Source organism: Ruegeria sp. THAF33 (genome assembly GCF_009363615.1).
Taxonomy (GTDB): domain Bacteria; phylum Pseudomonadota; class Alphaproteobacteria; order Rhodobacterales; family Rhodobacteraceae; genus Ruegeria.
The window spans coordinates 628946-642407 of record NZ_CP045385.1; the positions used below are offsets into that span (position 1 = coordinate 628946).

A 13462-nucleotide genomic window follows, 5' to 3' on the forward strand; every position below is an offset into this window, starting at 1 on the left:
TCTTCAGTGAGTTGCAGCAGCGATTTCGTCGAGCGCCATTTGCGCCAGAGGGGCCACCAGCCCCTTGAACGCCATTGCGTTCTCGTTCGATGCGTTTCCCGCCAGCGCACGGCTGTAAACACCCTGTGCAATCGCAGCCATCCGGAAAAAGGAAAACGCCAGATAGAAAGTCCAGTTTTCAATATCCGGCAGGTCACGCAGCGAACAATACCGCTCGATCATCTCAGCTTCGGAAGGGATGTTCAAAGCAGCGCGATCCAGCCCTTGTAGCCCCCGGATCAGACCGGTGGGCGGCAATCTGAGACACACACAGAAATAGCCCAGATCAGCCATCGGGTGGCCCAGCGTCGACAGTTCCCAATCCAGAACCGCGGTGATCTGCGGGGCATCCGAAGCGAAGATAAAATTGTCTATGCGAAAGTCACCGTGGATCAGACTGACCGAACCGTCACCATCGGGCAGGTTGCGGGACAGCCAGCCCATTAGCTGTTCCATCTCGGGAAGATTACTTGTTTCTGCGGCGCGATACTGTTTGGTCCAGCGGCTGTACTGGCGTTGGAAATAGTTTCCCGGCTTGCCGAAGTCCGACAGGCCGACGGCGCCTGTGTCAACCGAATGCAGCGCGGCCAGAACCCGGATCATTTCGTCGAACACCGGATGATGGTCGGCCACGTCCAACTCGGGCAGCGCCGGGTTCCAGAAGATACGGCCCTCCTGGAAGCTCATGACATAGAACATGGAACCGATGACTTCCGTGTCCTCACACAGCACGTAAGGTTTGGCGACCGGAACCGCAGTGCCATGAAGTGCCTTCAGAACACGATATTCCCGATCCACCGCATGGGCCGAAGGTAACAGGTCACCTGGCGGTTTGCGGCGCAGCACGTATTTCGAACCACCGGCCTTCAGCAGATAGGTTGGGTTCGACTGCCCGCCCGAAAACTTTTGATAGGACAATGGGCCGGCGAAGCCTTCGATATGGCGCCCCAAATATGTCGAAAGCCGCTCGGTATCGAGTTCGAGGCCGGATGAGGTCATGCATGAAACTCCGTATTCCGCCAGGATACGATTCAGCTTACCGCCCCCAATGACATTTGTGAAATTTACTTGCATGATCGCCGGTATAAATCTGGTGAATGACATGACGACCAAGCTCAACAAGATAGACCTGAACCTTTTTGTTATTTTTGACGCCATCTACACCGAACGAAATCTGACCCGCGTTGCCGAACGCCTGTCGATCACGCAACCGGCCGTCAGCAACGCCCTGACCCGGTTGCGCAAGACACTGAACGACCCGCTTTTCGTGAAGACCAGCACGGGGATGCAGCCCACGGCCCTGGCAGAGAGCATTTCGGACAGGATCTCAGCCGCTCTTCACCAGTTGCAAGCCGCATCGGCGCAGGGTGAACGGTTCGACCCGTTCACCAGCAAACGGCTGTTCCGGGTCAGTTTGGTCGATCTTCACAGCCTCATCATCCTGCCCGGGCTTTTGTCCGGGTTTCAGCGCACGGCACCCCAGGTCGAACTCAGCCTCGTGCGCATTCCCCGCCGGGATACGCGCAAGGCGTTACAGCAGGGCACGATCGATATCGCGTCGGACATTCCGATGCCGGACAGTTCGGATCTGATCAGCCGGACCATCATGAAGGACCGCTATGTCTGTGCCATGCGACCCGACCACCCGCTGGGTTCGGGCCCATTGACGCTGGAGCGCTATCTTCAGCTGACACATCTGCATGTTTCCTCACGGCCTCAGGGGGCGAGTCCGGTCGACATCGTCCTGCGCAAACTGGGCGCACGGCGCAAACTCGGGCTTCAGATGCAAAGTTATCTGAACATCCGGGATATTCTGCACAAGACAGATATGGTTGCCACGCTGACCGAATGCAGCGCGCGTGAAATGGGGCTGCGCATGTTGAGGCTGCCGGTTGAAGTGCCTCCGATCGAACTTCGCCTTTATCGGCATATCCGGTCCGACGGCGACGAAGCCGTACAATGGATGTTCGACCAAATCGCAGGTCGCACCGTCAGCGCGAACGATACGGAACAGCATCATAGGGTCGATCAGAATTGATACGGAACCCCGGGCAACATGTGTCGTCAGGATATCGGAGGCGCCAACCGTCAGGTCCGCGAAACCTCAAGGTCGAAAACATCACGTATTGATCTGACTTTCAGACTTCTTGGGTAACGCGTCATAGGTCGCCTGAAGATAGGCAAAGCCATATCTTCGGTCAGGCTCCAGATGCGTCCCCTCTGCCCACTCGTTCCACGCGTTTATGAAAACGATTTTTTCGTCGGCACTGTATTTTTCCTGCGCAAGAACCTGGCGGCACAAATGTTCCGTCCAGCGCTTGTAGGCATCAATCGTGAACCGCCCCATAATCCGGGGGGCATCCTGATTGCGCGCGGTATTGTCCCACGAGAGCGTAGAGGACCGAAACAGCTTGTACCGGGGTTCCGGCTTTTGAAGCTCTGCCTCGACCACGGCCTGGTAATCCAGAACGGCTCCTGTGAACTCTGGATTGTAGATCCCCATCTCATCCGTGATGTCGGTGCGCTTTACCTGATGCGGCGGGAACTCCATAGCAGCGTCAAAACCCAGTTTCTCGGGGTCGCCGATATCGAAAGTCTGGGCAGCTATGAGATACAGGTCCGGCTCGCCCCAGCTTTCTGCCTCTTTTCGCCAAGCTGCGGTTGTTTCCTCGATATTCGGTATGATGTTCGCTCGGTACACGATGAAAACCGGTTTCCCATCTATCCGAATATAACGCGGATCATCAAAATATTTGCGTACGTGACGCAGAAGGTTCAGGGAATCCTCGATCGAATGGTTCTGCGCGATAAGAACGTCGTGCGCCCGCCCGTCCCAGCGGCGCGTCCAGTTTTCGTTTGCCCATGTCAGGCAAAACGGCATGTCGACTTCCGGATTGCCTAACATTTGTTCGAGCGGGTGCTCCATCAGGGTCTTTCCGCCGAACCAGTAGTAGTAATAGGAGAACCCTCCTATCCCGTAAGACTTCGCGATCCGCGCCTGTTCGACCATGATTTCTGGCAACCGCAAGTCGTAGTAACCCAGATGAATCGGACAATGAGGTTGGTAATGGCCCGGATAATTCGGGACGGCCTTTCCGACATTGGACCATTCGGTAAAGCCTTTGCCCCACCATTCATCATTCTCTTTGAAGGGATGAAATTGCGGCAGGTAATGCGCAATCGCCCGCACTGCGGGTTCAGCTTTAGCAGGCGGGTCGAAGGGTTTGAATTCGTCGGCCCGACCGATGGCTTCAAAACCCTGCCTGTTGGATTGCCCCGGTTTGTCCCAACCCCTTTTGGGGTCTCTTTTCTTGGCTGAATTTCTGAACCGCCTTGCCGTACGTGGCGACAAAGGTGGGCTGAGTTTCGACGCTGCGGTCAGCAAATAGTAAAGCAGGGTATCTTTGATGGACATGCAGTTTCTCGTACTAAGGCGCGTCGTGCCGACTATGACAAAGAGAACCTGTTTCTCTACGCAATTCACGAGACAGAGTTGCATGAAAAGTACTTGGGACTTTCATGCAACCCAATCCAACGTGGTTTTCTATTTTGTACGGGCCGCGGACAGCCATTGCTTCAGCAAGCGACCGCTGACCGTATCACGCACAAGGCGGAAAGCTCGTTTGGTCAACGGCTTATTGGCACCATATGGGACAGGATGCGCATTGCCTTCCGTAGTTTCGCCACGGCGCGAAATTTCGGGGACACCCACATGCGTCCAGTCGGTCAGCTTTGAACCTTGGAGAGCGGCCTTGGTCGCATGCAAAAACGCATGCCCGTACTCGCGATCCGGTTCCAGATGGCATCCTTCAGCCCATTCATTCCATGCATTCACAAAAACGAAACGTTCTTGATCAGGGAAGTCCTGGGCGGTTTTGCGCAAGGTACGCGAAAGCCAATATTCATAGTTTTCCGGCGTTCCGTTCAAAACGATCATAGCATTTTCCTTCCGCCGGGCAGTGTTGTCCCAGGACGGAAAAACCGACCGATGAACGTTGTTCTCAGGCCCATAGCTGTGACCCAGATACTGTTCTGCGATGTCGGAAAAATCGACGCAGTGGCCTTGGAAATCGTCGAACAAGTCCACTTCTGGCGAGAGGTTGGGCACGTTGATGCTGTGGGGCGGGAACTCAACACCGGAATCAAACCCGTATGACGCGTAATCCCAGTTTCGGTGCGTCAGCGCACAGGCCAGATGTATTTTCGGAATTCCAACAGACGCGCAATAGTCACGCCAAACCTGCACGGTTTTGCGCGAGTTCTTCAGATGCTGCGGCCGATAAACAATTAGGAACGGAGCGCCATCTACCGTTATGTAGCGGGGATCCCGGAAAAACGGCTCGATCGACTTAATGAACTCCAGATCATCTTCTGGCTTGTATTTCTGTTCAATGAGAATCTCGTGCTCGGCCGCATCCCAGCGGCGTGTCCAGTTCTCATTCGCCCAGCAAAGGCAGAACGGCATATCGCTTTCGGGATCCGCAAGCATTTCGTCGACGGGCCGCTCAAGAAGTCTTTTCCCGGAAAACCAGTAATAGTGATAGCAGAATCCATCAATTCCGCTGGCTTTGGCCATCTCAATCTGCTCAAGCCGCGTTTCGCGGACCCGCAGGTCATAAAACCCCAAATCCGTAGGAAGATGAGGTTGATAATGCCCGGTGAAAAGCGGCTTTGCTTTTGCAACATTTGTCCACTCGGTGAACCCTTTGCCCCACCATTCATCGTTCTCCGGGATCGGGTGGAACTGAGGAAGGTAGAAGGCAATTGTCCTGATTTTGCCGAATTCGCGATCCGCGGTGTTTGAGGACATTACTTCTTCAACCCCAACAGCCGCGCCAGCGATTTTTTTTTCTTCTTGGCCAGTGGTCCGGGCTCGACTCGGGAAGCGGTGCTCGTGTCCACCGGCCCGATAGTCGATTGCAGATCAATCTCTTCGGACAGGGGCAGACCTGCCATCATGTTGGTCCAATGCTGCCGGGTCTCTTCATCGGGTTGTTCGACGGGCAAGCCCATCAGGTAGATGTCATTCTCAGCGCGTTCCTTGGGGACCGATCTGCTTACGACCTGGAAAACATGGGAATAGCGATTGCGCTGCAATGCGGCCTGAACATCCTGTGGCAAACGGCTCCAGCGTTGACAAAACTCCGTCATCTCTGGCGTACGAACCACGAACTCAGCTTGTTCAATGCTCATACCCTGCGAATTAAGCAGATGCTGTACGTTTTTGATGCCGAAAAACCGGACATGGGTCCGATCCAGCAGGCCCCAGTCACGGTATTCGAAATCTTCATCGACAAGACAACCGGCAATGGCTGCATGGCCAACATGCGGCAACGAAAGAATCACCGATCCCGTGTCGTTCAACAGCGATTTCATGCCTGAAAGAACGCTCCACGGGTCGTAAACGTGTTCCAGAACGTCCGCTGCGATCACGTAGTCGAATACCCCGTCTTTCTCGCGAACGATGTCACTCCATGAAGCATCGTTGAGATCCATCGGGTACACAGAACGTGCAAACGGCTTTAGCTTTTCGATCGCCGAAGGGTCGATCTCAAGCGCCACAACATCACATTCCAATGTGCCGGAAAGATGGCGTGTGATCGAACCTGGCCCGGCCCCAATCTCAAGCACCTTGGACCCGGGCTTTACCATGCGCAGCACGCGTGCGGGTGCTACATCACTGTTCATATCAATGTCGTATTCGTAAGTGTGTCTATCGCTCACTGCAATTCTTCCGTGATGCTTATTTCGTGCTTCAATTCGGCTGCTATATAGTTTGGTCTGGTTCTGCAATCCCCAATACCAAACCGATACGTAAGGCTTTGGATGTTGTACCCTAATTATGCTCAGTTCAGCAGTCACTGTTGCACAAAACTCCTTTAGCAGCAATGACCCCTCGCCCGGGGGTTATTCACACCAATTACGCTGTGCAACCAACGTCTAAGAAACCTATTTTGACTGAGTTCTGTTTTGTAGCCTTTTCAGCAATAGTACCGGTGCACGCATGAGCGTCGAATGGAGCCTCGTGGTTTCCTGCCGAATTTCAGTGGAGGTATGCTTAATACATTTTTTCAATAACTTACCGATATCTCGAGAAACCACGGTTTGAGCACTTTATGGCTTGCAATTGCGCGCTGGATGCTGAGCGGAAAGGCTTGCGTCTGCAACAATTTGCTGAGCCTACAGATCACCGCCAACGCATTCACCCTGGCAAATAGATTACGCCAGAATTCCGATATCGCCTTAAGGGCATGTAACGACTTACTGGTTTCAACCCGGCGACAAGCAACAATCTGCTCATTCACCACGGCCGCCGGAAATCGAAAAAATCCAAGGAGGAAATCCTGCCGCTCCGATCAAAAAAGGCTTTGCATCCCCTAACGCGGCTTTGCCATTCTGCCATGCTTGATGATCGGTTTTCTGCCTTCGTCTCACCGGGGAAAAACCATTTCAATCATTTCTCAGATTGCCGCCGCTGAACGCACAGGATCACAGACCGTATTCAGCAGCCCGGATCCGTCGTACTGGAACCGGGGTTGACCCTAACTGTGTTTGCGAGGAAGTAACGATCAGGCCCATTCCACAGATACGGCAGGCAGGATTGTCACAGATTACGATCATAAGCGTTTGTTACAACAGCAGTGGTGTACTGCCGGAGATGCTGAATTCCATCCCAGAGGGCGTGCCAACAATTTTGGTCGACAATGGCTCGGATGATATAGAAGCGGTTCGGCAAATGGCCGAGGCACATGGCGCAACTCTGATCGAAAGCCCCGACAACATCGGGTTTGGCCGCGCATGCAACCTTGGTGCCGCCAAGGCGACAACGGACCTGCTTTTATTTCTGAACCCGGATTCCCACTTGCTGCCCGGAGCATTGGACGCGTTGCAAGAGGGGGCCGACAATCATCCCGATGCGTCAGCCTTCAACCCTGCAATTCTGGACCGGAAGGGGGCACCTCGTTTCAGGCGATACAGTGTGATCATTCCCCGAAATGAAACCCTGCCCAGGAAAACAGCCGATTCCGACTTTGAATTGCCGGTCCTCGTCGGCGCCGCCTTCCTGGTCCGCCGCGAAGCGTTCGAAGCGGTCGGCGGGTTTGATCCCGAAATCTTTCTGTATCATGAAGACGATGATCTGAGCCTGCGGCTCAAAGCCGTTTGCGGGCCACTTTACTACGTTCACAACGCTCAGATGCGCCACGCCAGAGGCAAATCCTCGCCGGGAAGCCCAGCCATCGCTGGCCTGAAGGGCTGGTATATGGGGCAATCGCGCGTTTACGTCGCCCGCAAGCATGAAGTCCCGATGGCCTTCGGTCGGGCCCTGGCATCGGCGCTACTGCAAGTGCTGTCTCCGGCTGTTTTGTTTTCAGCGAGAAAACGCGCCAAACAATGGGCCTTCTTGCGCGGCGTTTGGCATGGACGGAATGCCCGACCAGCCCCGTTCAGACCTTGATCACAAAGCGTGAAGCAGTTTGCAGCCCACGCAAATTCCAGCCTGAACACGTAACCATGAGACAGGTCGCGGCCTAGCTCAGAAGCCCTTTCAGATAGGTGCCGTAAGTGGACTTGGCGAACAGGCGCGCGCGAGCCTCAAGAGCCTCGTCGTCGATCCAGCCATTTGCCCATGCGATTTCATCCAGGCTACCGGTCTGCATACCCTGACGTTCCGTGATCGTGCGCACGAAATTTCCCGCATCCAGCAAAGACCCGTGCGTGCCGGTATCCAGCCAGGCAAAACCGCGCCCCATGGTCTGCACATCCAGCAAACCTTCGTCCAGATACATTTCCAGCAGCGACGTGATTTCCAGCTCGCCGCGATCTGACGGTTTGACCTCATGTGCGCGGGCCGGAGCGTCGCCATCCAGAAAATAAAGACCCGTCACCGCGTAATTCGACGGAGGCACCTTGGGTTTTTCGACGATCGCGCGGGCTTTGTTCCCTTCGAAATCCACAACGCCGTAGCGTTCTGGATCAGCGACCCGATACGCAAAAACCGTACCGCCGCGCTTCAGTTGATCCGCCTCGAGCAGCAGGTCCGGAAGGCCATGTCCGAAGAAGATGTTGTCACCCAGAATCAACGCAGACGGGGCACCGTCCAGAAAATCCTCGGCCAGAGTATAAGCCTGCGCCAGACCGTCAGGAGACGGTTGTACGATCCATGTCAAGGACAAACCGTATTGACTGCCATCTCCCAACAGGCGCTGAAACTGATCCTGATCCTGGGGGGTGGTGATGATCGCGATTTCGCGGATCTGCGACAGCATCAAAACACTCAGCGGGTAAAAGATCATCGGCTTGTCGTAGATCGGCAGCAATTGCTTCGATATCGCCATGGTGATCGGGTAAAGCCGGGTTCCGGACCCACCGGCAAGAATAATGCCTTTGCGCTGCATAATCTGTCCTTTCAAGGTTCAGCTGGTCGCTGACTTCAACTCGCTCAATATCTCGGCCAGTCCGGCTTTCCAGTCGGGTCTCTGGATTCCGAACACATTTTCCAGCCGCGAACAGTCCATACGTGAGTTCAGCGGCCTGGGTGCCGGCGTTGGGTAAGCCTCAGTTGGAATATCCTCGATTTCGACCGACAAGCCGGATTGAGAAACAACTTCACGGGCGAAATCCGCCCAGCTGGCATCAGGTGCACCGGAATAGTGAAACACCCCCCCTTTGGCTTCGAGGCCAGCCTTGGCCATTTTCAGCAAGGTTTCGGCGATGTCTGCAGCAGGTGTTGGCCCGCCGATCTGATCTGCGACGATGGTCAGCTTGTCACGGGTTTCTGCCAGTCGGCGAATGGTCTTTGCAAAGTTCTTTCCGTGGGCCGAAAACACCCAGCTTGTGCGCAAAATGGCATAGTGACCGCCAGCCTCTGCGATCTGGTGTTCGCCGTCCAGCTTTGTTCGACCATAGGCCCCCAAGGGCCCGGTGGGGTCATCGGTGTTCCAGAGGGTCGTACCAGAGCCGTCAAAAACGTAATCCGTGGAAATATGCAGAAAAGGCAGGTCGCGGGCCGCGGCGGCGCGCGCCATTGCACCGGGTGAATCTCCGTTGATCCGTTGCGCCAGGTCGCTTTCCTCTTCGGCCTGGTCCACCGCCGTATAGGCGGCCGCATTGATGATCACGTCCGCATCCGTATGCCGGATGGCGTCTGCACATTGCGACGGGTCAGACAGGTCCGCCGCGGCGCGATCCAGAGCTTCAACCAGGACACCATGCGCCTGTCCGCGACGTCGCAACTCGGTCGCCACCTGCCCCCCGTGGCCGAACACCAGCGCCTTCATTTGGCAACACCCAGCCGCTCACCCACGCCACTGCGGGCCCGCAAGGCGTTCAACCATGCGCTGTTGTCCAGATACCACTGAACCGTCTGTTCCAGCCCGGTTTCAGGCGTGTAGGAAGGACGCCAGTTCAGTTCGGTGCGAATCCGGGTCGGATCGATGGCATAACGCTGATCGTGACCGGGGCGGTCAGCGACGAACGTGATCAAATCCGCATAGGGCGTTTCACCCGGCTTGAGGCGATCCAGGATCGAACACAGCATTCTGACAAGATCAAGATTGGTCATCTCATTCTCGCCACCGATATTGTAGCTGCGGCCCAGTTCACCCTTTTCGAGCACCAGCAACAGGGCTTCGGCATGGTCATCGACATGCAGCCAGTCGCGAATGTTGTCGCCTTTCCCGTAAATCGGGATCGGTTTGCCCGCCAGCGCGCTGAGGATGACAACGGGGATCAGCTTTTCCGGAAACTGGTAAGGGCCGTAGTTGTTGGAGCAATTGGTAAGAACCACTGGCAGGCCGTATGTTTCACGCCACGCCCGCACGAGATGATCCGATCCCGCTTTCGAGGCCGAATAGGGTGAGTTCGGCTGGTATGGGCTGTCTTCGGTGAAAAACCCGGTTTCTCCCAAGGACCCAAAGACCTCGTCGGTTGATATGTGATGAAACCGGAAATGCTCGGGCCGGCCGGCACCCAGCCAATAGGCGCGTGCTGCTTCCAGCAATACATAGGTCCCGGTCAGGTTCGTGTCGATGAACGCGGCCGGGCCATCGATCGAGCGGTCAACATGGCTTTCAGCGGCCAGATGCATGATCGCGTCTGGCTGGTGCCTGTCCAGTATCGCCGACATGGCGGCGGCATCCCGGATATCCGCATGTTCAAAAACGTATCCCGGCGCATCCGCGACAGAGGCAACATTGTCCAGACAGGCCGCGTAGGTCAGGGCATCGACATTGACGACCGAATGCCCATCGGCAATCGCGCGACGGATAACGGCAGAGCCGATAAAGCCCGCCCCGCCCGTAACCAGAATTTTCATTGTGTGTCCTCGAATACGAAAGGAGATTCAATTTCGCGCAGAAGTGGTGCGATCCGATCTTTCTCGGACAGCTGGGGTTCTGAATTGCTCTGTGGCCATTCAATGCCGATATCGGGATCGTCCCAACGAACCGCGCCTTCGGTTTCCGGCGCGTAGGTATCAGAACACTTGTAGACGATCTCGGTCTCCGGCTCCAACGTCACGAACCCATGCGCGAACCCCGCAGGAACCAACAGCATCCGCCCGTTTTCGAAACTCAGTTCTTCACCGACCCAGTGACCATAGGTGGGCGAGCCTTTGCGGATATCGACCGCGACATCAAACAGCCGCCCACGACCGCAGCGTACTAGCTTGGCCTGCGCCCTTGGCGGAGCCTGAAAATGCAATCCGCGTACCGTGTTCACCGTGCTCGAAAGGGAATGATTGTCCTGAACGAATTGCGTATGAATCCCTTGTGCCGCAAAACTGTCGGCATTGTAGGTTTCCTCAAAGAACCCGCGATGATCGCCGAAACGCTTCGGCGTGATCAGTTTCACTTCCGGAATGGAAAGCGCCAATATTTCCATTGTTACTAATTTTCATCTCTGTGTTGATGTCTCGGCCTGCTATGTCACATTTGCTCCACCGACGCCAAGACCTATGTTGTCCGATCAGCAATTTGAGCGGCTTATCGGTTCTGAAGGTCAGGCGATTATCGCAGGCAAGTTGCGATTCTGGTAGAATTCATTGAAATTATTGGACCATCTCCGCATGAAAACTCAGGGATGGAACAGATAGTGAAGCCGCAGACGCGCCAACGCTTGGGTCGAAACCAAAAGCACCGCGACATGGGGCGGTATTCGAGCGCTGAGGCTGGGACGTGTCAATTTGGCCGCAAAAGCCGATCCACACCTTACTGCTTAAAAAGGTACAAGCCTGCTTTGGCCGAGATATCTTTCGGCGCTCAGGCCGCTTCGAGATTTCCCAACAGGATGGAGGTCATGTCCACGTTGATGACCCCATCCACCGCCACGACGTCGACACCTGTCTGATAGGTTACATTGTCTCTGGTAATCCCTGAAAGGTCCGCGTTCTCATCCAGAAATACCCATTCAGGGTCATGGGCCGTGGACTGCCCAACGGCGACTTGCAAAATTGCAAGCGCATCCAGGGCGTTCACAGTGCCATCCCTGTTGACGTCTGCGGCTATCAGGTTTTCCGCGGTCGCGGGACCCCATGTCGGATCAAGACCAACCGAGATGCGCAACACTTGCAAAGCGTCCAGCGCGTCAATCTTTCCGCTTGCCGTGGAATAGTGTTTGGTGATGTCCAGCACTCCGGGAAAGGTGCCATCGGGCAATTCCAGATCAAACCGCCCCTGATCATCTGCGGTGGCGGATACCGTGCCCCCGCCGTCCGGCGTGAACCGGATTTCCGCATCCGTCAGCCCCGGATTCGCAGCCTCGCTGTCCACCGTAATCTGCCCGACCAATCCATCGGAGCTGCCCGGTGTCTGCCCGCCCAGGTCCCCGAAATCTACCGGGATGTGATCCGGTCCGGTGAAGCCTGCGCCAAAGATATCCGTGCTTGTCAAAGCGCCGCCCGAGGCGGATTGGACCTGCACGACCTCGCCACGATATTCGATCCGAGCCCCGTTTGCCGTGCTGGTAAAGGTCAGTTGCTGAGGCGACCGCAACAGCAGGTAGTCGAACATATCCAGACGATCCACGCCCGCCTGAAAATCGGTTATTGTGGTCAGACCACTACCGGACTGCATCACGAAAATGTCGGCCCCTGCACCACCCGACATCGTCGTCGCACCCTTCCCCGCGATGAGAATGTCGTCTCCGGCGCCTCCCAGAAGGGTCGTGTCCAGAATACCGCCGCTGAGGATATCGTCCGACGCGCTTCCGTTCACGGTACCGAATCCCTTGCGCACAACACCCAGATCATCGACCGGGACCGTCAGGACGTTCACCCCGGCATCCTGTTGTGATGTCACGAGAATTTGCAGCTCGTCGCCTACATGTGCAACCGCCAGCGATTCGACATTCTGCAATCCACTGGCCAGCGTATCCGCGAAACTGTCCATATGAACAAGTTGACCTTCCGGTGTCAGAGTGAACAGAGACAGGCCATCATCGCCGCCGCCTGCAACCACAAAGACCCGGCCGTTCACATCTATGACCGCCAGATCCTGAACCGATTCAAACCGCGTGTGAAGCGTATCAAGCACATGGTCCGTCGCCTTCAAACTTCCATCGCTGTTCAATTGAAGAACACTGAGAGAGTTGCTGCCGGACCCCGCCACCACGACCCAGGATTTACCGTATGCCTCTACGGTCTGGACATCCGTTGGAGTAGAAACACCTAGGGTTCCGAGCGCCGAATCATTGTTGATCTCGGTTAACGTGCCGGTGCCGGAATCGATGCGATATGTCGAAACAGCGTTCGTTGCCGCGTCACTTGAGATCAGAAAAGTTTCCGAACCCGACCGCAACGTCTGCATGGCATCCGCCGTGCCGGCAATCAAACCCGCAAGACTGAGCGTCCCGTTCGCGTTCACATGGTAGGTTCCGATATTGCCGGTATCCTCATGCGCCATCGCAAGGACATCCGAAGAGCCAAGTGAAAACTGTACGATGGCCGAGATATCTCCGCCTCCGTTGAGCACACCCGTTTCCTTCAGGTTACCGATCGTTCCGTCCGCGTTCACGTCATACCCGACCAGGCCCGTGGCAGTATTGATGTCGAGCGCGATCTGCTCGGTTCCCCCCAGCGTTATCGGCGTGGCACTGCGCCCCACCTGAAAGGTGATCGAACCGCTGTAATACTCGGTATCAACCAGCTGCGGCAGGGCACCGTCGACCAGCCGCCAGACCGCGACGCCGCCACCCGGGCCGGTCACCGTGTAGAGATACGTATTCCCGTTAAGCGTTTTTAAAGCCGTATCGCCGATACCTGAATCGAGCGCCGTGCTCCCCGTTGCCACTACACTTTCGAACTGAAGCATCACAGCCATCACCTCCCGCGCCACCCCTGGCAGTTACGGCAAGATGACCAGATGAGCAGACCGAAACCGAAGCAGAATTGTGGTGAAAACGAGAAGTTCGGTTTCAGTTTAACTCA

General features: G+C 55.7%; 11 protein-coding genes. 2 read left to right on the forward strand and 9 right to left on the reverse strand.

The window, feature by feature from the left end; genetic code table 11:
• Window positions 1–3 precede the first annotated feature (3 nt).
• On the reverse strand, window positions 4–1038 hold the full coding sequence (locus tag FIU92_RS20040; RefSeq protein ID WP_152460478.1) for a phosphotransferase family protein: 1035 nt from the start codon (window positions 1036–1038) through the stop codon (window positions 4–6).
• Between the two features lie 73 nt (window positions 1039–1111).
• On the opposite strand from FIU92_RS20040, the gene FIU92_RS20045 reads away from it, so the two are divergent.
• A complete protein-coding gene (locus FIU92_RS20045; protein WP_172978546.1) occupies window positions 1112–2077 on the forward strand; it encodes a LysR family transcriptional regulator in 966 nt (321 codons plus the stop codon).
• A gap of 81 nt (window positions 2078–2158) precedes the next feature.
• Here the strand turns inward: FIU92_RS20045 and FIU92_RS20050 are convergent, their stop codons facing one another.
• The 3 genes from FIU92_RS20050 to FIU92_RS20060 form a co-directional block, all read right to left on the reverse strand.
• Entirely contained in the window at window positions 2159–3454 is a 1296-nt protein-coding gene (locus tag FIU92_RS20050; RefSeq protein WP_254705390.1) for a glycoside hydrolase family 99-like domain-containing protein, read from the reverse strand.
• 129 nt (window positions 3455–3583) lie between these two features.
• Window positions 3584–4849: a glycoside hydrolase family 99-like domain-containing protein gene (locus tag FIU92_RS20055; RefSeq protein WP_152460481.1), complete on the reverse strand. Its 1266-nt coding sequence runs from the start codon at window positions 4847–4849 to the stop codon at window positions 3584–3586.
• On the reverse strand, window positions 4849–5832 hold the full coding sequence (locus FIU92_RS20060) for a bifunctional 2-polyprenyl-6-hydroxyphenol methylase/3-demethylubiquinol 3-O-methyltransferase UbiG (RefSeq protein WP_216646600.1): 984 nt from the start codon (window positions 5830–5832) through the stop codon (window positions 4849–4851). Before FIU92_RS20060 ends, FIU92_RS20055 begins: the two co-directional genes overlap by 1 nt.
• 808 nt (window positions 5833–6640) lie before the next feature.
• Between FIU92_RS20060 and FIU92_RS20065 the strand changes: the two genes are divergently transcribed.
• Window positions 6641–7495 (forward strand): glycosyltransferase family 2 protein, encoded by an 855-nt coding sequence (locus tag FIU92_RS20065; protein ID WP_152460483.1) that lies wholly within the window; start codon window positions 6641–6643, stop codon window positions 7493–7495.
• Window positions 7496–7568: 73 nt separating this feature from the next.
• Here FIU92_RS20065 and rfbA read toward each other — a convergent pair whose 3' ends face one another.
• The 5 genes from rfbA to FIU92_RS20090 all read right to left on the reverse strand — a co-directional run bounded on the left by rfbA (window position 7569) and on the right by FIU92_RS20090 (window position 13346).
• Window positions 7569–8435 carry a glucose-1-phosphate thymidylyltransferase RfbA gene (gene rfbA / locus FIU92_RS20070; protein WP_152460484.1) on the reverse strand — a complete coding sequence of 289 codons (867 nt, stop codon included), beginning with the start codon at window positions 8433–8435 and terminating at the stop codon, window positions 7569–7571.
• A gap of 18 nt (window positions 8436–8453) precedes the next feature.
• The gene (gene rfbD / locus FIU92_RS20075) at window positions 8454–9317 is read right to left on the reverse strand and encodes a dTDP-4-dehydrorhamnose reductase (RefSeq protein ID WP_152460485.1); all 864 of its coding nucleotides are present in this window, start codon (window positions 9315–9317) and stop codon (window positions 8454–8456) included.
• Window positions 9314–10354 carry a dTDP-glucose 4,6-dehydratase gene (gene rfbB, locus FIU92_RS20080; protein WP_152460486.1) on the reverse strand — a complete coding sequence of 347 codons (1041 nt, stop codon included), beginning with the start codon at window positions 10352–10354 and terminating at the stop codon, window positions 9314–9316. Before rfbB ends, rfbD begins: the two co-directional genes overlap by 4 nt.
• Window positions 10351–10920 carry a dTDP-4-dehydrorhamnose 3,5-epimerase gene (gene rfbC / locus FIU92_RS20085; RefSeq protein WP_152460487.1) on the reverse strand — a complete coding sequence of 190 codons (570 nt, stop codon included), beginning with the start codon at window positions 10918–10920 and terminating at the stop codon, window positions 10351–10353. The genes rfbB and rfbC overlap by 4 nt, the downstream gene beginning before the upstream one ends.
• Window positions 10921–11297: 377 nt before the next feature.
• On the reverse strand, window positions 11298–13346 hold the full coding sequence (locus FIU92_RS20090) for a dockerin type I domain-containing protein (protein ID WP_254705391.1): 2049 nt from the start codon (window positions 13344–13346) through the stop codon (window positions 11298–11300).
• Window positions 13347–13462 lie beyond the last annotated feature (116 nt).

Excerpts from the sequence above, each read along its gene's own strand:
- FIU92_RS20040 (WP_152460478.1), bottom strand. The coding sequence starts at position 1,038 with ATGACCTCATCCGGCCTCGAACTCGATACCGAGCGGCTTTCGACATAT.
- FIU92_RS20045 (WP_172978546.1), top strand. The coding sequence starts at position 1,112 with ATGATCGCCGGTATAAATCTGGTGAATGACATGACGACCAAGCTCAAC.
- FIU92_RS20050 (WP_254705390.1), bottom strand. The coding sequence starts at position 3,454 with ATGTCCATCAAAGATACCCTGCTTTACTATTTGCTGACCGCAGCGTCG.
- FIU92_RS20055 (WP_152460481.1), bottom strand. The coding sequence starts at position 4,849 with ATGTCCTCAAACACCGCGGATCGCGAATTCGGCAAAATCAGGACAATT.
- rfbA (WP_152460484.1), bottom strand. The coding sequence starts at position 8,435 with ATGCAGCGCAAAGGCATTATTCTTGCCGGTGGGTCCGGAACCCGGCTT.
- rfbD (WP_152460485.1), bottom strand. The coding sequence starts at position 9,317 with ATGAAGGCGCTGGTGTTCGGCCACGGGGGGCAGGTGGCGACCGAGTTG.
- rfbB (WP_152460486.1), bottom strand. The coding sequence starts at position 10,354 with ATGAAAATTCTGGTTACGGGCGGGGCGGGCTTTATCGGCTCTGCCGTT.
- rfbC (WP_152460487.1), bottom strand. The coding sequence starts at position 10,920 with ATGGAAATATTGGCGCTTTCCATTCCGGAAGTGAAACTGATCACGCCG.
- FIU92_RS20090 (WP_254705391.1), bottom strand. The coding sequence starts at position 13,346 with ATGCTTCAGTTCGAAAGTGTAGTGGCAACGGGGAGCACGGCGCTCGAT.